Source organism: Streptomyces sp. NPDC059695 (genome assembly GCF_042733785.1).
In the GTDB taxonomy this organism is placed as follows: domain Bacteria; phylum Actinomycetota; class Actinomycetes; order Streptomycetales; family Streptomycetaceae; genus Streptomyces.
In genome coordinates this window covers 64,868-85,332 of sequence record NZ_JBHWFF010000009.1, presented here as the reverse complement: position 1 = coordinate 85,332, position 20,465 = coordinate 64,868, and the positions used below count along the sequence as shown (strand labels likewise).

Annotated in this window: 14 protein-coding genes; 10 read left to right on the top strand and 4 right to left on the bottom strand. The window is 72.6% G+C overall.

The window, feature by feature from the left end; all coding sequences use genetic code 11:
• Positions 1-140: 140 nt before the first annotated feature.
• Positions 141-1,061, bottom strand: a complete 921-nt coding sequence (locus ACFV2S_RS13690) for a CAP domain-containing protein (RefSeq protein WP_385557457.1) — start codon at positions 1,059-1,061, stop codon at positions 141-143.
• 192 nt (positions 1,062-1,253) lie between these two features.
• On the opposite strand from ACFV2S_RS13690, the gene ACFV2S_RS13685 reads away from it, so the two are divergent.
• From ACFV2S_RS13685 to ACFV2S_RS13670, 4 genes are all read left to right on the top strand, one after another.
• Positions 1,254-1,535: an acylphosphatase gene (locus ACFV2S_RS13685; protein WP_385557454.1), complete on the top strand. Its 282-nt coding sequence runs from the start codon at positions 1,254-1,256 to the stop codon at positions 1,533-1,535.
• A 389-nt stretch (positions 1,536-1,924) separates the two neighbouring features.
• On the top strand, positions 1,925-2,143 hold the full coding sequence (locus tag ACFV2S_RS13680) for a hypothetical protein (RefSeq protein WP_015036455.1): 219 nt from the start codon (positions 1,925-1,927) through the stop codon (positions 2,141-2,143).
• A 233-nt stretch (positions 2,144-2,376) separates the two neighbouring features.
• Positions 2,377-5,910, top strand: a complete 3,534-nt coding sequence (smc, locus tag ACFV2S_RS13675; protein ID WP_385557451.1) for a chromosome segregation protein SMC — start codon at positions 2,377-2,379, stop codon at positions 5,908-5,910.
• A 182-nt stretch (positions 5,911-6,092) separates the two neighbouring features.
• Positions 6,093-7,526 carry a sugar porter family MFS transporter gene (locus ACFV2S_RS13670; RefSeq protein WP_385557448.1) on the top strand — a complete coding sequence of 478 codons (1,434 nt, stop codon included), beginning with the start codon at positions 6,093-6,095 and terminating at the stop codon, positions 7,524-7,526.
• Positions 7,527-7,789: 263 nt separating this feature from the next.
• On the opposite strand, the gene ACFV2S_RS13665 is transcribed toward ACFV2S_RS13670, so the two are convergent.
• Positions 7,790-8,761 (bottom strand): LLM class flavin-dependent oxidoreductase, encoded by a 972-nt coding sequence (locus tag ACFV2S_RS13665; protein WP_385557445.1) that lies wholly within the window; start codon positions 8,759-8,761, stop codon positions 7,790-7,792.
• Positions 8,762-8,813: 52 nt separating this feature from the next.
• Complete coding sequence (locus ACFV2S_RS13660; RefSeq protein ID WP_385557442.1) at positions 8,814-10,271, bottom strand: cytosine permease; 1,458 nt, start codon at positions 10,269-10,271, stop codon at positions 8,814-8,816.
• 85 nt (positions 10,272-10,356) lie between these two features.
• Here ACFV2S_RS13660 and ftsY point away from each other — a divergent pair, with 85 nt between their 5' ends.
• Positions 10,357-11,562: a signal recognition particle-docking protein FtsY gene (gene ftsY, locus ACFV2S_RS13655; protein ID WP_385557440.1), complete on the top strand. Its 1,206-nt coding sequence runs from the start codon at positions 10,357-10,359 to the stop codon at positions 11,560-11,562.
• A gap of 65 nt (positions 11,563-11,627) precedes the next feature.
• On the opposite strand, the gene ACFV2S_RS13650 is transcribed toward ftsY, so the two are convergent.
• Complete coding sequence (locus ACFV2S_RS13650; protein WP_385557437.1) at positions 11,628-12,281, bottom strand: bifunctional DNA primase/polymerase; 654 nt, start codon at positions 12,279-12,281, stop codon at positions 11,628-11,630.
• Positions 12,282-12,707: 426 nt separating this feature from the next.
• Here ACFV2S_RS13650 and ACFV2S_RS13645 point away from each other — a divergent pair, with 426 nt between their 5' ends.
• The 5 genes from ACFV2S_RS13645 (at position 12,708) to ffh (ending at position 20,365) form a co-directional block, all read left to right on the top strand.
• Complete coding sequence (locus tag ACFV2S_RS13645; RefSeq protein ID WP_385557434.1) at positions 12,708-14,183, top strand: hypothetical protein; 1,476 nt, start codon at positions 12,708-12,710, stop codon at positions 14,181-14,183.
• A 376-nt stretch (positions 14,184-14,559) separates the two neighbouring features.
• Entirely contained in the window at positions 14,560-15,906 is a 1,347-nt protein-coding gene (locus tag ACFV2S_RS13640) for an ammonium transporter (protein ID WP_383801272.1), read from the top strand.
• Positions 15,903-16,241, top strand: a complete 339-nt coding sequence (locus ACFV2S_RS13635; RefSeq protein WP_015036464.1) for a P-II family nitrogen regulator — start codon at positions 15,903-15,905, stop codon at positions 16,239-16,241. The genes ACFV2S_RS13640 and ACFV2S_RS13635 overlap by 4 nt, the downstream gene beginning before the upstream one ends.
• 20 nt (positions 16,242-16,261) lie before the next feature.
• Positions 16,262-18,706 carry a [protein-PII] uridylyltransferase gene (locus tag ACFV2S_RS13630; protein ID WP_385557431.1) on the top strand — a complete coding sequence of 815 codons (2,445 nt, stop codon included), beginning with the start codon at positions 16,262-16,264 and terminating at the stop codon, positions 18,704-18,706.
• A 105-nt stretch (positions 18,707-18,811) separates the two neighbouring features.
• On the top strand, positions 18,812-20,365 hold the full coding sequence (gene ffh, locus ACFV2S_RS13625) for a signal recognition particle protein (RefSeq protein ID WP_385557428.1): 1,554 nt from the start codon (positions 18,812-18,814) through the stop codon (positions 20,363-20,365).
• The last annotated feature ends 100 nt before the right edge of the window (positions 20,366-20,465 follow it).

The following is a 20,465-nucleotide window of genomic DNA, read 5'->3' as shown; positions in this document are numbered from 1 at the left end:
CTTTCCCTCGCGGGGGTCCGTGTCGGCGGGGGGGGCCCCCGCGCCGCGCGCGGGGGGGGGCGCGCGCGGGGCCCCCCCCCCGCCCCCCCCCCCGCCCCCGCCCCCCCCCCACTCCACGCGGCGGACGACCCGCCGGAGACTCAGTAGCCGAAGTCCTGGGTCCACCACGGGCCGCCGTCGCCGAAGACGACGCCCACGCCCAGGGTGGTGAAGTCGCAGTTCAGGATGTTGGCGCGGTGGCCGTCGCTGTTCATCCAGGACGCCATCACCGCCGCGGCGTCCACCTGGCCGCGGGCGATGTTCTCGCCGCCCATGCCCGTGACGCCCGCCTGCTCGGCCCGGACCCACGGGGTGTCGCCGTCCGGGTCCGTGTGGTCGAAGAAGCCGCGGGTGGCCATGTCCGCGCTGAACGCGCCGGCCAGCGCCGCCAGCTTCGCGTCCGCGTGAACCGGGGTGCAGCCCACCTTGGCGCGCTCGTCGTTCACCAGGCGGAGGACCTCGGCCTCGGCGGCCTCGCCCCGGTCGGCGGTGGAGGTGACCGGGGCCTTCTCGGTCGGCGCGGCGGTGGTCGGGTCCGGCTTCGGCGCGGGCGCCTTCGTCGTGGGCGCGGCCGAGGTCCTGGCCGGAACGGGCTTCGCCGTGGGCGCCTTCGACCGCGTCGGGGTGGGCTTCGGCTTCGGCTTCTCCGGGGGAGTGGCCTTGGGCTTCGGCTTCGGCTTGGCGGACGGGGTCGCCGAGGGGGTGGTCCGGGTGTTCCCGGCGCTCGACTCCGTGCCCGTGACGGCCGGGGTGCGCGTGGATCCGCCCTGCGTCGTCAGCTCCGGGGCCTGCCGGGACTCGACCTGGTGCTCGCTCGTACCGGCGCTGCCGACGGTGAACGTGTCCCCGCCGGGGAGCAGACCCGAGGCGACGGCGACGGCCCCGACCGCGACGGCCGCCGAGGCGCCGAGCAGGCCGTTGCGCACGGGCCGACGGCGGCGGGCACCCCGGTGGGGGCGGCCCGAACCGGCCGCGTAGTCTTCTGCGGCGGGTGCGGCGCCGGAGCGACGGTGGCGTCCCATCTGCTCTGCCTTCCTCTGCTGGTCTTCGCTGGATCTGTGCCGGACTTTGCTGATCTTTGCTGTCGGTACCGATCCGGATCGGCGGTCGAACGGTGCGCGTCCGAACGGGTGAGGCGTGTTCGGTCGGGACTGTAGTCCATGAGAAGCAGGGGCGATGTGCTCATCTTCCGATCTGACCGTTAGCGTGCAGCCATGAGTGACGACGTACGGATGACCGCCTGGGTGCGCGGCCGGGTACAGGGAGTGGGCTTCCGCTGGTTCACCAGGGCAAACGCCTTGGAGATCGGCGGCCTGGTGGGCTTCGCCCTGAACCTCGACGACGGCCGGGTGCAGGTGGTGGCCGAGGGACCGCGTGAGAATTGCCACCGTCTGCTCGACTGGCTCCGGTCCGCCGACACACCCGGACGCGTGGACGGTGTCACTGAGATCTGGGACACCCCGCGCGGCGGCTACGAGGGCTTCGCCATCCGCTGACGATCACGCTCCGGCATCCTGCCCGGTGACCGAGAGGGGTACCGGGCGGACGCGCGGTAACAGGGGTGTGACCAGCGAAGCGCCTGATGGTTGCCAACGGGCGCCGAGCGTGCGACGCTGCCCGGTAAGGATGATCGCGACGCCCCCGAGGCACCGAGTTCGAAGGCCCCGCCGCCCGCTGAGCGGCCGTGGACTCCTCGGTAGCCCTTCAAACGGGGCGTGATCGTGTTGACCGTCAAACTTTTTGGTGAGACTCTGGAATCCCCGCGCACCTTAGCTGTTTGGCAGTGGAACCGGCACGACAAGCAGTACTGCCGAGCACCGCGGGTGCGAATCCCTCACGACCCACACCGCTTCGGTCGGTCACTCATTGTGGAGGACCATCCATCATGGCAAAGGCGCTTCTCGGATACGTCGGCGGCTCCGACCCGCGACTCCTCGCCGAGATGCGACGGCTTCAGCAGCGCGTCCAGGACCTCGAATCCGAGCTGGTACGGATTCAGTCCGAGAACGACTCGCTCGCCGCTGCCGCCGCTCAGCACCAGGGAGAGTCGCTGCTGAACAGCATCGACCTCGACGTACCCCAGGCAGAGCCTGCGCTCACCTGACAACCCAGCCCCCAGGGGCCAGGTGGAAAGCGATCTCGTCGGCGCAGCCGGACACCCAACACAGCTGATCGTGCGGATCGACGCACGTGCACGACAGCTGGCACCGCAAGGGGCGCCTCGGCGTCCCTTCTCTCTTTCACCCGCTGTTTCCCCCGCGTACCACCCCTCCTCATCCGAGGATCTGCCCCACGGCGTCGCGGGCGAAACGCGCGCACCCCGGTAGAGTCCCCGGGGTGCACCTCAAGGCCCTGACGCTCCGCGGATTCAAGTCGTTCGCCTCGGCCACCACGCTGCGGTTCGAACCCGGAATCACCTGTGTCGTGGGCCCCAACGGGTCGGGCAAGTCCAACGTCGTGGACGCCCTGTCCTGGGTCATGGGCGAGCAGGGCGCCAAGTCGCTGCGCGGCGGCAAGATGGAGGACGTCATCTTCGCCGGCACGACCGGGCGCCCTCCGCTCGGCCGCGCGGAGGTGTCGCTGACCATCGACAACTCCGACGGCGCCCTGCCCATCGACTACGCCGAGGTCACCCTCACCCGGATCATGTTCCGCGGGGGCAGCAGCGAGTACCAGATCAACGGCGACACCTGCCGGCTGCTCGACTTCCAGGACCTGCTCTCCGACTCCGGCATCGGCCGCGAGATGCACGTCATCGTCGGGCAGGGCCAGCTCGACTCCGTGCTGCACGCCGACCCGATGGGCCGCCGCGCCTTCATCGAGGAGGCCGCCGGAGTCCTCAAGCACCGCAAGCGCAAGGAGAAGGCGCTGCGGAAGCTGGACGCGATGCAGGCCAACCTCGCGCGCGTGCAGGACCTCACCGACGAACTCCGCCGCCAGCTCAAGCCGCTGGGCCGGCAGGCCGCCGTCGCCCGCCGCGCCGTCGTCATCCAGGCCGACCTGCGCGACGCCCGGCTCCGCCTCCTCGCCGACGACCTCGTCCGGCTCCAGGAGGCGCTCACGGCCGAGGTGGCCGACGAGGCGGCGCTGCACGCACGCAAGGAGGCCACCGAGGCCGAGCTGCGCGCCGCCCTCGCCGAGGAGGCCGGGCTGGAGGCGGAGGCCCGCACCCTGGTGCCCCGCCTGGAGCGCGCCCAGCAGAACTGGTACGCCCTCTCCCAGCTCGCCGAACGCGTGCGCGGCACCGTCTCCCTGGCCGACGCGCGCGTGAAGAGCGCCACCACCGCGCCCGCCGAGGAGCGGCGCGGACGCGACCCGGAGGACCTGGAGCGGGAGGCGGCCCGCGTCCGCGAACAGGAGGCGGAGCTCGAAGCCGCTCTGGAGGCCGCCGAGCGCGCCCTGGAGGACACCGTCGCCCACCGCGCGGACCTGGAGCGGACCCTCGTGGACGAGGAGCGCCGCCTCAAGGACCTGGCCCGCGCCATCGCCGACCGGCGCGAGGGCCTCGCCCGGCTGCACGGCCAGGTCAACGCCGCCCGCTCGCGCGCCGCGTCCGCCCAGGCCGAGATCGACCGGCTCGCCGCCGCCCGCGACGAGGCCGCCGAGCGGTCGGCCGCCGCCCAGGAGGAGTACGAGCAGCTCAGGGCGGAGGTCGACGGCCTCGACGCGGAGGACGCCGAGCAGAGCGAGCGGTACGAGGCCGCCCGCCGCGAACTCGCCGACGCGGAGGCCGCCCTGGGCGCCGCCCGGGAGGCCGCCGCCGACGCCGAACGCCGCCGCGCCGCGACCCGGGCCCGGCACGACGCGCTCGCCCTCGGGCTGCGCCGCAAGGACGGAACGGGCGCGCTGCTCTCCGCCGGGCTCACCGGACTCCTCGGCCCCGCGGCCGAACTCCTCACCGTCACACCGGGCTACGAGGTGCCCGTCGCCGCCGCCCTCGGCGCGGCCGCCGACGCGCTCGCGGCCGACGGCCCGTCCGCCGCCGCCGAAGCCCTGCGCCACCTGCGCAAGCAGGACGCGGGCCGGGCCTCCCTGATCCTCACCGGGGCCCCCGAGCCGCAGCCCCCGGCGGCGCCCGGGCCCCACCCGTACGCCGCCGACCTCGTCCGGGGCCCCGCCGAACTCCTGGGCGCCGTGCGCCGCCTGCTCACAGGAACCGTGGTGGTGGCCGACCTCGACGAGGCCGCCGAGCTGGTCAGGTCCCGGCCCGCGCTGACCGCCGTCACCGCCGAGGGCGACCTGCTCGGGGCGCACTTCGCGCAGGGCGGCTCGGCCGGTGCGCCCAGCCTCCTCGAAGTCCGGGCATCGGTCGCCGAGGCCGCCGCCGAGCTCGACGAACTGGCCGTACTGTGCGAGGAGTCGTCCGCGGCGCGGGACGCGGCCGTCGAGCGGCGCCGCACCGCGGGGGCGCTCGCCGAGGAGCTCGACGCCCGCCGCCGCGCCGGCGAGCGCGAGAGGTCCGCCGTCGCCCAGCGGCTCGGCCGGCTCGCCGGGCAGGCCAGGGGAGCGGCGGGGGAGGCCGAGCGGACCGCGGCGGCCGCCGCCCGCGCCCAGGACGCCCTGGAGAAGGCCACCGCCGAAGCCGAGGAACTGACCGAACGGCTCCTGGTGGCCGAGGAGATGCCGGCCGAGGACGAGCCCGACACCTCCACGCGCGACCGGCTCGCGATCGACGGCTCCAACGCGCGCCAGACCGAGATGGAGGCGCGGCTCCAGGTCCGTACCCACGAGGAGCGGGTCAAGGGCCTCGCCGGGCGGGCCGACTCGCTCGACCGGGCCGCCCGCGCCGAACGGGAGGCACGCGCGCGTGCCGAGCAGCGCCGGGCCCGGCTGCGCCACGAGGAGCGGGTCGCGGGCGCGGTCGCCGCGGGCGCCCGGACCCTCCTGGCCCATGTCGAGGTCTCCCTGGTCCGCGCCGAGCGGGAGCGGGTGGTGGCCGACGCGGCGAGGGCCGACCGGGAGAAGGGCCTGACGGCCGCCCGGGCCAGGGGCCGGGACCTCAAGGCCGAACTCGACAAGCTCACCGACTCGGTGCACCGGGGCGAGGTGCTCGGCGCCGAGAAGCGGCTGCGGATCGAGCAGCTGGAGGCGAAGGCGCTGGAGGAGTTCGGCGTGGAGGCGACGGCCCTGGTCGCCGAGTACGGCCCGGACCAGCCCGTTCCCCCGTCGCCCACGGCGGAGGGCGACCCGGAGGAGGCGTCCGGGGCCCGCCCGCGGCCGTTCGTCCGTTCGGAGCAGGAGAAGCGGCTGAAGGCCGCCGAACGGGCGTACCACCAGCTCGGCAAGGTCAATCCGCTGGCCCTGGAGGAGTTCGCGGCCCTGGAGGAGCGGCACCGCTTCCTCTCGGAGCAGCTGGAGGACCTCAGGAAGACCCGCACCGACCTGCTTCAGGTCGTGAAGGAGGTGGACCTGCGCGTCGAGCAGGTCTTCACCGAGGCGTACCGGGACACCGCCCGCGAGTTCGAGGGTGTCTTCTCACGTCTCTTCCCCGGCGGCGAGGGCCGGCTCGTCCTCACCGACCCGGACGACATGCTCACCACCGGCGTCGAGGTGGAGGCACGCCCGCCGGGCAAGAAGGTCAAGCGGCTCTCGCTGCTCTCCGGCGGGGAGCGCTCGCTGACCGCCGTGGCGCTGCTCGTCTCGATCTTCAAGGCCAGGCCCAGCCCGTTCTACGTGATGGACGAGGTCGAGGCGGCGCTCGACGACACCAACCTCCAGCGGCTGATCCGGATCATGCGGGAGCTCCAGGAGTCCTCGCAGCTGATCGTCATCACGCACCAGAAGCGGACGATGGAGGTCGCGGACGCGCTGTACGGCGTTTCCATGCAGGGCGACGGGGTATCCAAGGTGATCAGTCAGCGACTGCGGTGACGGCAGCATCGTTCAAATGTTGAACTCAACATGCTCCTGAGCGCTTATAAAGTCACATGACATCGACTATTGACTTAGAAACTTGAAGGCATAGTCTCTGCAACGTTGCTTTTACCTTCACGTGGTGGGCGGCGTGAAGTTGTGCGCCACTGGAAGGGCTCGCCCCCCACCGAGGAGTCCATGTGACCAACACCGCGCAGGCGCCCACGCCGCCGCCTTCCGAAGGCCGAGCCGCTCATCCGGACCACCTCGGCCACGTCATCTTCATCACGGCCTCCGCCGCGATGGGCGGCTTCCTCTTCGGATACGACAGCTCCGTCATCAACGGCGCCGTCGAGGCGATCCGCGACCGCTACGACATCGGCTCCGGGACCCTCGCGCAGGTCATCGCCATCGCCCTGATCGGCTGCGCCATCGGCGCCGCCACCGCGGGCCGGATCGCCGACCGCATCGGCCGCATCCGCTGCATGCAGATCTCCGCGGTCCTCTTCGCCGTCAGCGCCGTCGGCTCCGCACTGCCCTTCGCCCTCTGGGACCTCGCCTTCTGGCGGATCATCGGCGGCTTCGCCATCGGCATGGCCTCCGTCATCGGCCCCGCGTACATCGCCGAGGTCGCCCCCGCCGCCTACCGCGGCCGCCTCGGCTCCTTCCAGCAGGCCGCGATCGTCATCGGCATCGCCATCTCGCAGCTCGTCAACTACGGGATCCTCCAGCTCGCGGACGGCGACCAGCGCGGCAAGATCGGCGGCCTGGAGGCCTGGCAGTGGATGCTCGGCGTGATGGTCGTCCCCGCGCTCCTCTACGGCATGCTGTCCTTCGCGATCCCCGAGTCCCCCCGCTTCCTCATCTCCGTCGGCAAGACCGACCGGGCCAAGGAGGTCCTGGCCGAGGTCGAGGGCAAGGGCGTCGACCTCGACCACCGCGTCGCCGAGATCGACCGGGCCATGCGCAGCGAGCACAAGTCCACCTTCAGGGACCTGCTGGTGGCCGGAAGCAGGTTCAAGCTGCTGCCCATCGTCTGGGTCGGCATCGGACTCTCGGTCTTCCAGCAGCTCGTCGGCATCAACGTCGCCTTCTACTACTCCGCGACCCTCTGGCAGTCCGTCGGCATCGACCCGTCCAGCTCGTTCTTCTACTCGTTCACCACGTCGATCATCAACATCATCGGCACCGTGATCGCGATGGTCCTGGTCGACCGGGTCGGCCGCAAGCCGCTCGCCCTCGTCGGCTCCGTCGGCATGGCGATCGCCCTCGCCTTCGAGGCCTGGGCCTTCTCCGCCGATCTCGTCGACGGCAAGCTGCCCGAGACCCAGGGCGTGGTGGCCCTCGTCGCCGCCCACGTCTTCGTGCTCTTCTTCGCCCTCTCGTGGGGCGTGGTGGTCTGGGTCTTCCTCGGCGAGATGTTCCCCAACCGGATCCGCGCCGCGGCACTCGGCGTCGCCGCCTCCGCCCAGTGGATCGCCAACTGGGCCATCACCGCCAGCTTCCCGTCCCTCGCGGACTGGAACCTCTCCGGCACCTACATCATCTACACGGTCTTCGCCGTGCTCTCGATCCCCTTCGTGCTCCGGTACGTCAAGGAGACGAAGGGCAAGGCGTTGGAGGAGATGGGCTGATCCCCGCTGCCCCTCTCCTCACGACGAGCGCCCCCGGCGGGGGGCCCGGGCCCCCCCGCCGGGCGGTGGGGGGTGCCCGGGCCCCGCCCCCCGCCGGGGGGGGGGGGGTTCGCGCGGCCCCCCGCGCGCGGGACCACCACCCCGCGCCGCGGGGCGGGGCCGCCCCCCGCCCCCCCGTGGCGGTTTCCCGTTCCCGGGCGCATCGCCGCTTCCGGGCGGTAGGACGTTCCCGGGGCCCGCCGTTCCCGGGCGCATCGCCGCTCTCAGGCCGCGAGTCCGGGCAGGACGCGGTCGCAGAACAGCCGCAGGCTCCGCCACCCCTCCTCCACCGGCATCCCGCCGCACAGCGGGTGCAGCACCAGGCTCTCCAGGCCGAGCGCCAGGCACTCCGCCGGGGTGACGACCCGGTAGACCCCCTCCGACCGCAGCTCCGCCACGGTCGTCGCCGTGGACCGCACCGCCGAGCGGATGTCCTTGGACTGCCAGGAGGCGTACGTCCGGGCCTCGTGCAGGAAGTGCTCCCCGTGCTCCGCCCAGGTCCGGTCCGGGTCCTCCGACAGGTGCAGCAGCGGGGTCACCTCGGCCGGCATCATCGTCCAGCCCTCCGTGCCGTACTCCGCGCACCGCTCCCGGTAGTACGCCTCCAGCTCCGGCAGGTGCGCGCTCGGGAAGAACGGCAGCCCGAGCCGGGCCGCCCGCCGTGCCGCCGCCCGCGAGGAGCCCCCGACCAGGAGCATCGGGTGCGGCCGGGTGAAGGGCCGCGGGGTGACCCGTACCGTACGGCCCTGATAGGTGAACGGCTCCCCGGTCCAGGCCGTGAGCAGGGTCTCCAGGAGCAGGTCCTGGAGCTTGCCCCGCCGCCCCCAGTCGACCCCGCGCTCCTCGTACTCCTCGGGGCGGTAGCCGATCCCGGCCACCGTCACGAGCCGGCCCCCGCTCAGCAGGTCCAGGACCGCGATGTCCTCGGCCAGGCGCAGCGGATCGTGCAGCGGGCCGATGATCGCCGAGACCGTGACCGCGATCCTGCTGGTCGCGCCGAAGACCGCGCCGGCGAAGGCGAAGGGGGAGGGCAGCCAGTTGTTCTCGACCCCGTGGTGCTCCTCGGTCTGCACGGTGTCGACCCCGTGCCCGTCGGCGTACGCGGCCATGGCGAGCGCGGCCCGGTAGCGCTCCGAGAGGGACTCCGGGGTCGCCCGCGGATCGACGAGGTTGAACCGTACGACGCTGAACGGCATGGGAAGTCCCCCTTCGCTGGTGCGCGGAAGGGGGACAGTAGCTGACGATGCGTCAGATGGAAACGGTCTCGCGGACCTCGGCGACGGGTTCCGCCTTCTTCACGGCCGTGCGCGGCAGCACCGCGTACAGCGCGCCCGCGACCACGATCGTCGCCGCCCAGCCCAGGCCGTTCTCACCGATCCAGGACGAGGCGAGCGGACCGGAGAACCAGTCGACCTTCGTGAACAGCAGGCCCGCGAGCAGCGCCACCGCCCACGCCGTCATCGCCTGCCAGGCGAAGCCGCCCCGGTACCAGTAGGCACTGGTCCGCGTGGTGTCCATCAGCGCCTCCGCGTCGTACGACCTCCGGCGCAGCATGTCCACGCCGAAGACCCCGATCCACGCCGAGAACGCCACCGCGAGCAGGGTCAGGAAGGAGATGAACGAGCCGATGAAGCTGGTCGCCACGACCATCAGGAGGAACCCGAAGACCAGGCTGATCACGGCGTTCACGCTCACCGCCGCCGCCCGGGACACCTTGATGCCCAGGGTCTGCGCCGTGAACCCGGCCGAGTACATCGACATCGAGTTGATCAGCAGCATCCCGATCAGGGCGATCACCAGGTACGGCACCGAGATCCACATCGGCAGCAGCTCGCCGATGAACGAGACCGGGTCCTGCGCCGAGGCCAGGTCCGGCGTCGACACCGCCATCACGGCGCCCATCAGCACCATCGGCAGCACCACGATCCCGGCGCCGCCGATCGTCGACCCGACCATCGCCCGGGACGAGGCCGTACGCGGCAGGTAGCGCGTGAAGTCGGGGCCCGAGGGTACCCAGCTGATGCCGCCGGCCGCGATCGTGCCGATGCCCGCGACCATCATCGCCGTCGAACCGGCCGGCTTGTCGAAGACCGCCGACCACTCGGTGTTCGCCACCAGATAGGCCAGGACGAGCACCGAGAAGGCGCCGAAGAGGTACGTCGACCACGTGCTGCACACCCGCAGCGCGTTGATGCCGAGCCCCGAGACCAGGAACGTGCAGGTGACGAAGAGCGCCAGCGTCACCACGATGAGCAGCGTGTTCGACTTCACCCCGAAGAGCAGGTCGAGGACGGTCAGCACCGCGTACGCGCCGGTGACCGCGTTGATGGTCTCCCAGCCCCAGCGGGCCACCCAGATCAGCGCTCCGGGGAAGAGGTTCCCGCGCTGACCGAACACGGCCCGCGACAGGGCCATGCCGGGCGCGCCGCCGCGCTTCCCCGCGATCGAGATCAGGCCGACGATCCCGTACGAGAGGACGGGCGCGGCGATCGCCACGGTCAGGACCTGCCAGAAGTTCAGGCCGTTGAAGACGATCAGGCCGGCGCCCATCGTGAGCAGCAGCACACTGATGTTGGCCGCGACCCAGGTCGGGAAGAGCTCGCGGACATGGCCGGTCCGCTCGGCGTCGGGGACGGGTTCGAGACCGCGGGTCTCCATGGCTCCGTCGTGCGTCGCGCCTGCGGCTTCGGAGGCGTCGTGGGGCATGGGGGTACTCCGTACAGATGTGGGGGGACCCACCCAGCGTACGTGCTCCTCCAACGGCCCCCTCGTGGCCGATACTGGTCGGGTTATGGAACTCATCCTTGCTGTAGTCATCGCTCTGGTCGTCGCGGTCGCCGTGACGAGCGGGCTCGTGATCAGCGGTCGCAAGAAGAAGCAGCTGCCGCCGGCCGAGCCGCCGTCCACCACGCCGACCATCACCGCTCCGCCCGCCGAACCGCACGTCGGCGAGGAGGCGGAGACGCCGCGGGAGGAACCACGCCGCACGGTCGAGGAGGTCGAACTCCCCGCCGAGGAGGCCCCCGAGGCCCCGGTCGCCGTCGAGGAACCCGCCGCTCCCGAGATCGAGGTGCCCGAGCCCACCGCCGGCCGCCTCGTGCGGCTCCGGGCCCGCCTCGCCCGCTCCCAGAACTCGCTCGGCAAGGGGCTGCTCACGCTCCTGTCCCGCGAGCACCTCGACGAGGACACCTGGGAGGAGATCGAGGAGACGCTTCTCACGGCCGACGTCGGCGTCGCCCCCACCCAGGAGCTCGTCGACCGGCTGCGCGAGCGCGTCAAGGTGCTCGGCACCCGCACCCCCGACGAGCTGCGCGGCCTGCTCCGCGAGGAGCTCGTCGCCCTGCTCGGCGACTTCGACCGCTCGGTGAAGACCGAGAGCCCCGAGGACACCCCGGGCGTGGTCATGGTCGTCGGCGTCAACGGCACCGGCAAGACCACCACCACCGGCAAGCTGGCCCGTGTCCTGGTCGCCGACGGCAAGTCCGTCGTCCTCGGCGCCGCCGACACCTTCCGTGCCGCCGCCGCCGACCAGCTCCAGACCTGGGGCGAGCGCGTCGGCGCCCGCACCGTGCGCGGACCGGAGGGCGGCGACCCGGCGTCGATCGCCTTCGACGCGGTCAAGGAGGGCATCGCCGAGAAGGCCGATGTGGTCCTCATCGACACCGCCGGGCGGCTCCACACCAAGACCGGCCTCATGGACGAGCTCGGCAAGGTCAAGCGCGTCGTCGAGAAGCACGGCCCGCTCGACGAGATCCTCCTCGTCCTCGACGCCACCACCGGCCAGAACGGCCTGATCCAGGCCCGCGTCTTCGCCGAGGTCGTCGACATCACCGGCATCGTGCTGACCAAGCTCGACGGCACCGCCAAGGGCGGCATCGTCGTCGCCGTCCAGCGCGAGCTGGGCGTCCCGGTCAAGCTGATCGGCCTGGGCGAGGGCCCGGACGACCTGGCGCCCTTCGAGCCGGGTGCCTTCGTCGACGCCCTGATCGGCGACTGACACCTCGTACGGCACGCGGAAGGGCCCCCGTCACCTCGTGGCGGGGGCCCTTCCGCGTGCCGTTCTCAGAAGTGCGTCCGGTGGCAGATGTACGCCAGGGTGCCGAGCAGCAGCCGGGCCTGCGGCGGCGCGCCCGCCGTGTCCAGCGTCGGGGGCCGCAGCCAGCGGACCGGCCCGAGCCCGCCCAGGTCCGACGGGGGAGCGGTGACGTAGGAGCCGGGGCCCAGACAGTGCAGGTCCAGATCGGCGTCGTCCCAGCCCATCCGGTACAGCAGCTGCGGCAGCTCGGCCGCCGCGCCCGGGGCCACGAAGAACCGCGCCCGGCCCGTCGGGGTCGCGCACACCGGACCGAGCGGCAGTCCCATGCGCTCCAGGCGCACCAGCGCCCGGCGGCCCGCCGCCTCGGCGATCTCGATCACGTCGAAGGCCCGGCCGACCGGGAGGAGCAGCGTCGCGCCGGGGTACTCGGACCAGGCCTTGGTGGCGTCGTCCAGCCCGGCGCCCGCCGGGACCGGTTCGGCGAAGGAGAGGGGGTGGGCGCCGGGGGCCGCGCACGCCGGATCCCCGCAGGAGCACTGGCCGGAGACGGCCCGCGCGCCGGGGACGACGTCCCAGCCCCACAGCCCCGTGTACTCGGCCACCGCAGTGCACTCCGTGGTGCGAACGCGGCGGCGTGCGCCGGACCGCATCTCACGAATGCCGCCGATCGTGAAACCCATGTCCCCTCCAACGGGTCGAGCGCGCCGGTGGTTACGACCCGGAGCACCGTCGTCACCCTTCGTCACGTTCCGTGCGTCGAATGTGGCGCACGGTCGTGGGAGGGGTGGTGCGGGCCGGGACACGCGCCTCTCCGCGCTTCCGTCCGCCGACTCCGGTTCGTCGCATGTCAAGTGAATCGCGTTCCACGCGGGGCGAGTTCATTCGAAGGGGTGGCGAATGGTGGCGTTTCTTGAATCCCCCTCGTGGAGCGGTGATCGTAGGATTACTTTCGGTACTCGAACCCCGGAACCGCGTGCACGCGTGGGTATGCCGGAGGCAACCCGGTTTCCAGTTCGAAGGAGTGCGAACGCCGGACGGGTGCCGCGAGAGGCGGCATTCTGATAGGGGTTCGGACGACAGGTTTTCAGGTGGATGGGGGCGTTCCAGTGAGCGGCAACGGCGCAGACGGTACGACTGCCGGCAAGCGCCCGAACGAGCAGTTGGGCTCGTGGTTCGTGCGCAGCGGCTGGTCGAAGGGCGAACTGGCACGCCAGGTGAACCGCCGGGCGCGCCAGATGGGCGCGCACCACATCTCCACGGACACCTCGCGCGTGCGGCGCTGGCTCGACGGCGAGCAGCCCCGCGAGCCGATCCCGCGGATCCTCTCCGAGCTCTTCTCCGAGCGCTTCGGCTCCGTCGTCGCCGTCGAGGACCTCGGTCTGCGCACCGCGCACCAGTCGCCCTCCGTCTCCGGCGTCGACCTTCCCTGGGCGGGACCGCAGACCGTCGCCCTGCTCAGCGAGTTCTCCCGGAGCGACCTCATGCTCGCCCGCCGGGGCTTCCTCGGCTCCTCCCTCTCGCTCGCCGCGGGACCCGCCCTCATCGAACCGATGCAGCGCTGGCTCGTGCCCACCCCGGTCGCCGACGTCGAGCGGCCCGAGCCCCTCGTCGACGCCCGCCGCCCCAACCGGCTCTCCGAGCTCGAGCTCGACCTGCTGGAGTCCACCACCGCCATGTTCCGCAAGTGGGACGCCCAGTGCGGCGGCGGACTGCGCCGCAAGGCCGTCGTCGGCCAGCTCCACGAGGTCACCGACCTGCTCCAGGAGTCCCAGCCCGCCGCCACCGCGAAGCGCCTCTTCACCTGCGCCGCCGAACTCGCCGAACTGGCCGGCTGGATGAGCTACGACGTCGGCCTCCAGCCCACGGCCCAGAAGTACTTCGTGCTCGCCCTGCACGCCGCCAAGGAGGCCGGCGACAAGCCCCTCGGCTCGTACATCCTCTCGTCCATGAGCCGCCAGATGATCCACCTCGGCCGGCCCGACGACGCCCTCGAACTCATCCACCTCGCCCAGTACGGCAGTCGGGACTGCGCCACCGCCCGCACCCAGGCCATGCTGTATGCGATGGAGGCCCGCGCCTACGCCAACATGGGGCAGCCCTCCAAGTGCAAGCGGGCCGTGCGGATGGCCGAGGACACCTTCGCCGACGTCGGCCTCGACGGCGAGCCCGAGCCCGACTGGATCGGCTTCTTCTCCGAGGCCGAGCTCAACGGCGAGAACTCCCACTCCTACCGCGACCTGGCCTACGTCGCGGGCCGCTCCCCGACCTACGCCTCGCTCGCCGAGCCCGTCATGGAGCGGGCCGTCGCGCTCTTCGAGAAGGACCCCGACCACCAGCGGTCGTACGCGCTCAACCTGATCGGCATGGCCACCGTGCACCTCCTCAAGCGCGAGCCCGAGCAGTCCGTGGTCCTCGCCGAGAAGGCCCTCGGGGTCGCCCGCAGCATCCGCTCCGAGCGGGTCAACACCCGGCTCCGCAAGACCGTCGACCACGCCGCCCGCAACTACAGCGACGTCGCCGACGTCGTCCAGCTCACCGACCGCCTCACCCAGCTCCTGCCGGAGTCCGCCGAAGCGGTCTGACCCGCTTCGGGGCCCCGGCCCCCGGCTCCACGAGCCCGCACCGACCCCGGCCGCGCCGGACGTCCCGTAAAGCCCGACTCGGCTCCCCCGCCGCAAGGTCACACGGACGCCCGGCGCGGCCGGTCCCTTTCCCCGGGCGCCCTCCCGGACCGGGACGGACCGTCTCCCCGCACCGACAACGGCGTCTCCCCGGACCGACACGGGCGTTCACGGTCGCGTAACACGCCCGACCCCTTCGTCACTGCGCCGAAACATCGAGCGGCATCGGCGGAAACCGCGCTGCGCGAATCTCTGGCCCATAACCGGCCACCCCTCACGGCCGGACGCTCCCCGGCCCCGCCCCGCACAGGCCGCATTCGACGACGAGGAGACGCCGATGGCACCAGCCATCACGACCCTGGCAGCAGACGCCCCCGAGCTGTCTGCCGCCAACACCGGGTTCATGCTCATCTGCTCCGCCCTGGTCATGCTGATGACCCCGGCGCTCGCCTTCTTCTACGGAGGCATGGTCCGCGTCAAGTCCACCCTCAACATGCTGATGATGAGCTTCATCAGCCTCGGGATCGTCACGGTCCTCTGGGTGCTCTTCGGCTTCAGCCTCGCCTTCGGCACCGACTCGGGCTCGATCATCGGCTGGTCCTCCGACTACGTCGGCCTCAGCGGCATCGGCATCACCGAGCTCTGGGACGGCTACACCATCCCGGTGTACGTCTTCGCCGTCTTCCAGCTGATGTTCGCGATCATCACGCCCGCGCTCATCAGCGGCGCCCTCGCCGACCGCGTCAAGTTCACCGCCTGGGCCCTCTTCATCACCCTCTGGGTCACGCTCGTCTACTTCCCCGTCGCCCACTGGGTCTGGGGCGCGGGCGGCTGGCTCTTCGAGATGGGCGTCATCGACTTCGCCGGCGGCACCGCCGTCCACATCAACGCCGGTGCCGCGGCCCTCGGCGTCATCCTCGTCATCGGCAAGCGCGTCGGCTTCAAGAAGGACCCGATGCGCCCGCACAGCCTCCCGCTGGTCATGCTGGGCGCCGGTCTCCTCTGGTTCGGCTGGTTCGGCTTCAACGCCGGATCCTGGCTCGGCAACGACGACGGCGTCGGCGCCGTGATGTTCGTCAACACCCAGGTCGCCACCGCCGCCGCCATGCTCGCCTGGCTCGCGTACGAGAAGATCCGCCACGGCTCCTTCACCACCCTCGGCGCCGCCTCCGGCGCGGTCGCCGGACTCGTCGCCATCACCCCGTCCGGCGGCGCCGTCAGCCCGCTCGGCGCGATCGCGGTCGGCGCCATCGCCGGCGTCCTGTGCGCCATGGCCGTCGGCCTCAAGTACCGGTTCGGGTACGACGACTCCCTCGACGTCGTCGGCGTCCACCTCGTCGGCGGTGTCGCCGGTTCCCTCCTCGTCGGCCTCTTCGCCACCGGCGGCGTCCAGTCCGACGCCAAGGGCCTCTTCTACGGCGGCGGCCTGGAGCAGCTCGGCAAGCAGGCCGTGGGCGTCTTCGCCGTCCTCGCCTACTCTCTGATCGCCTCCGCGCTCCTCGCCCTGATCATCGACAGGACGATGGGCATGCGGGTCGCCGAGGACGACGAGGTCTCCGGCATCGACCAGGTCGAGCACGCCGAGACCGCGTACGACTTCAGCGGCGCCGGCGGCGGCATCACGGGACGCAGCACCTCCGTGGCCACGCCCGCCCCGAGCGAGAACAAGAAGGTGGATGCATGAAGCTCATCACCGCGGTCGTGAAGCCGCACCGGCTCGACGAGATCAAGGAGGCCCTCCAGGCGTTCGGCGTCCACGGGCTCACCGTCACCGAGGCCAGCGGATACGGCCGCCAGCGCGGCCACACCGAGGTCTACCGGGGCGCCGAGTACACCGTCGACCTGGTCCCCAAGATCCGCATCGAGGTCCTCGTCGAGGACGAGGACGCCGAACAGCTCATCGACGTCGTCGTGAAGGCCGCCCGGACCGGCAAGATCGGAGACGGCAAGGTGTGGAGCGTGCCGGTCGAGACCGCCGTACGGGTCCGCACCGGCGAACGCGGACCGGACGCACTGTAAGCACGGATGGGAGCCGCCGGGTGACGAACCTCGACACGAGCGACACGACCGAAGCATCGGGACCCGGCGGCTACGCGGCGGCCCGGCTGCTCCTCCTCCAGGGGAAGGAGCGGCCCGGGCCGCCGCGCCGTGCCGCCCTGGCCCGCCTCACCGACGACTGGCTGGCCGGCCTCTTCGCCGCCGCCGCACCGCCCCGCGGGACCGCCCTGGTCGCCGTCGGCGGCTACGGACGCGCCGAACTGTCCCCCCGCAGCGACCTCGACCTCCTCCTGCTCCACGACGGCACCGCCGACCGGGCCGCCGTCGCCGCGCTCGCCGACCGGATCTGGTACCCCGTCTGGGACCTCGGCCTCGCCCTCGACCACTCCGTCCGCACCCCCGCCGAGGCCCGTGCCACCGCCGCCGAGGACCTCAAGGTCCACCTCGGCCTCCTCGACGCCCGGCCCCTCGCCGGCGACCACGGCCTGGTCGCCGCCCTGCGCACCACCGTCCTCGCCGACTGGCGCAACCAGGCCCCGCGGCGGCTCCCCGCACTCGACGAGCTGTGCCGGGAGCGCGCCGAGCGCGCGGGGGAGCTGCAGTACCTCCTGGAACCCGACCTCAAGGAGGCCAGGGGCGGTCTCCGCGACGCCCAGGCCCTCCGCGCCGTCGCCGCCTCCTGGGTGGCCGACGCCCCCCGCGAGGGCCTCGACACCGCCCGCCGCCGCCTCCTCGACGCCCGCGACGCCCTGCACCTCGCCACCGGCCGCGCCACCGACCGGCTGGCCCTCCAGGAACAGGACGCGGTCGCCGCCGAACTCGGCCTCCTCGACGCCGACACCCTGCTCCGCGAGGTGTACGAGGCCGCCCGGACCGTCTCGTACGCCACCGACGTCACCTGGCGCGAGGTCAACCGCGTCCTCAGGGCCCGCTCCGCCCGCCCGCGGCTCCGCTCGCTCCTCGGCCGCGGCGGCACGAAGCCCCCCGTCGAGCGGACCCCGCTCGCCGAGGGCGTCGTCGAGATGGACGGCGAGGTCGTCCTCGCCCGCAGCGCCCGGCCGGAACGCGACCCCGTCCTGCCGCTGCGGGCCGCGGCCGCGGCCGCCCAGTCCGCGCTCCCCCTCTCCCTGCACGCCGTACGCCGTCTCGCGGCCGCCGCCGCACCCCTGCCGGTGCCCTGGCCCGCCGAGGCCCGGGAGGAGCTCGTCACGCTGCTGGGCGCGGGCGAGGCCACCGTCCCCGTCTGGGAGGCACTGGAGGCCGAAGGGCTCGTCACCCGGCTGCTGCCCGACTGGGAGCGCGTCCGCTGCCGCCCCCAGCGCAACCCCGTCCACACCTGGACCGTCGACCGGCACCTCGTCGAGACCGCCGTACGGGCCTCCTCGCTCACCCGCCGCGTCGGCCGCCCCGACCTCCTCCTCGTCGCCGCCCTCCTCCACGACATCGGCAAGGGCTGGCCGGGCGACCACTCCGTCGCCGGCGAGACCATCGCCCGCGACCTCGCCGCCCGCATCGGCTTCGACCGCACCGACACCGCCGTCGTCGCCACCGTCGTCCGCCACCACCTGCTCCTCGTCGAGACCGCCACCCGGCGCGACCTGGACGACCCCGCCACCGTCCAGTCCGTCGCCGGCGCCGTCGGCAGCCTGGGCACCCTGGAGCTCCTGCACGCCCTCACCGAGGCCGACGCGCTCGCGACCGGCCCCGCGGCCTGGTCCTCCTGGCGGGCCTCGCTCGTCGCCGACCTGGTCAAACGGGTCGCCGGCGTCCTGACGGGCGCGCCCCTGCCCGACCCCGAGGCCGCCGCGCCCAGCGCCGAGCAGGAGCGGCTCGCGATGGAGGCCCTGCGCACCGGCGAGCCCGTCCTCGCCCTCCACGCCCGCGACGAGCAGCCGGTCGACGAGGAGCGGCCCGAGCCCGTCGGCGTCGAACTCCTCATCGCCCTGCCCGACCGGCCCGGGGTCCTCCCCGCCGCCGCGGGCGTCCTCGCCCTGCACCGGCTCACCGTCCGGGCCGCCGACCTCCGCGCCGTCGAGCTGCCGGGCGGCCTCGGTTCCGGCCCGGTCCTGGTCCTCGACTGGCGGGTCGCCGCCGAGTACGGCTCCCTGCCCGAGGCCGCCCGGCTCCGCGCCGACCTCGTGCGCGCCCTCGACGGCTCCCTCGACATCCCCGCGCGGCTCGCCGAGCGCGAGGCCGCCTACCCCCGCCGCCGGGGGCTCGCCGCCCCGCCGCCCCGGGTCACGGTCGCCCCGGCGGACTCCCGCCTCGCCACCGTCATCGAGGTCCGCGCCCAGGACGCCCCCGGTCTGCTGCACCGGATCGGCCGGGCCCTGGAGGGTGCGGCCGTACGGGTGCGGAGCGCGCACGTCTCCACCCTGGGCGCCAACGCCGTCGACACCCTGTACGTGACCCGCCCGGACGGCTCTCTGCTGCCCGACGAGGAGGCGATCGACCTGGCGCGGGCGCTGGAGGAGGCGCTGCGATGAGCACACGAACCCAGGGGATTCGGCGGGCGGGAGCACACACTTCGAGCGGCCCGATACCCTGGAGGGCAATCCGACCGCCCCCGACACCGAGGATCCGCGACCGCCGTGTTCGATACCCTCTCCGACCGCCTTGCAGCGACCTTCAAGAACCTCCGCGGCAAGGGCCGTCTGTCCGAGGCGGACATCGACGCCACCGCGCGCGAGATCCGTATCGCGCTGCTCGAAGCGGATGTCGCCCTTCCGGTCGTCCGCGCCTTCATCAAGCAGGTCAAGGAGCGCTCGCTGGGCGCCGAGGTCTCCCAGGCCCTGAACCCGGCCCAGCAGGTCGTCAAGATCGTCAACGAGGAGCTCGTCGGCATCCTCGGTGGCGAGACCCGCCGTCTGCGCTTCGCCAAGACCGCCCCGACCGTGATCATGCTCGCCGGCCTCCAGGGTGCCGGTAAGACCACCCTCGCCGGAAAGCTGGGCGTCTGGCTGAAGGGCCAGGGCCACTCCCCGCTGCTCGTCGCCTGCGACCTCCAGCGTCCCAACGCCGTCAACCAGCTCTCCGTCGTCGCGGACCGCGCGGGCGTGGCCTTCTACGGCCCGCAGCCGGGCAACGGCGTCGGCGACCCGGTCCAGGTCGCGAAGGACTCCGTCGAGTACGCGCGGACCAAGCTGTACGACGTCGTCATCGTCGACACCGCCGGCCGCCTCGGCATCGACCAGGAGCTGATGCAGCAGGCCGCGGACATCCGCGACGCCGTCAGCCCCGACGAGGTCCTCTTCGTCGTCGACGCCATGATCGGCCAGGACGCGGTCAACACCGCCGAGGCCTTCCGCGACGGCGTCGGCTTCGACGGCGTCGTGCTCTCCAAGCTCGACGGCGACGCCCGCGGCGGTGCCGCGCTCTCCATCGCCCACGTCACGGGCAAGCAGATCATGTTCGCCTCCAACGGCGAGAAGCTGGACGAGTTCGACGCGTTCCACCCGGACCGCATGGCGTCCCGCATCCTCGGCATGGGCGACATGCTCTCCCTCATCGAGAAGGCGCAGCAGACCTTCGACGAGGAAGAGGCCGCCAAGATGGCCTCGAAGCTCGCCTCGAAGAAGGGCGAGGGCTTCACGCTCGACGACTTCCTGGCGCAGATGGAGCAGGTCCGCAAGATGGGCTCCATCTCGAAGCTGCTCGGGATGCTGCCCGGCATGGGCCAGATGAAGGAGCAGATCGCCAACATCGACGAGCGGGACGTCGACCGCACGGCCGCCATCATCAAGTCGATGACCCCGGCCGAGCGCCAGGACCCGACCATCATCAACGGCTCCCGGCGGGCCCGTATCGCCAAGGGTTCCGGCGTCGAGGTCAGCGCGGTCAAGGGCCTGGTCGAGCGGTTCTTCGAGGCCCGCAAGATGATGTCCCGCATGGCGCAGGGCGGCGGCATGCCGGGGATGCCGGGCATCCCGGGCATGGGCGGCGGCCCCGGCCGGCAGAAGAAGCAGGTCAAGCAGGCCAAGGGCAAGCGCAAGAGCGGCAACCCGATGAAGCGGAAGGCCGAGGAGCAGGCCGCGGCCGAGCGCCGCGAGCAGGGTCAGGCCGGCGGCGCCTTCGGTCTCCCGGCGGCCGGACAGGCCCCGAAGGACTTCGAGCTCCCGGACGAGTTCAAGAAGTTCATGGGCTGACACGCGGACGAGAGGCACCCCCGGCGGTTGGTAACCGCCCCCCGCCCCTAGAGACACGTCCGGGCCCCCCCCGATGCCCGCTTGGACCCCCTCTATCTTA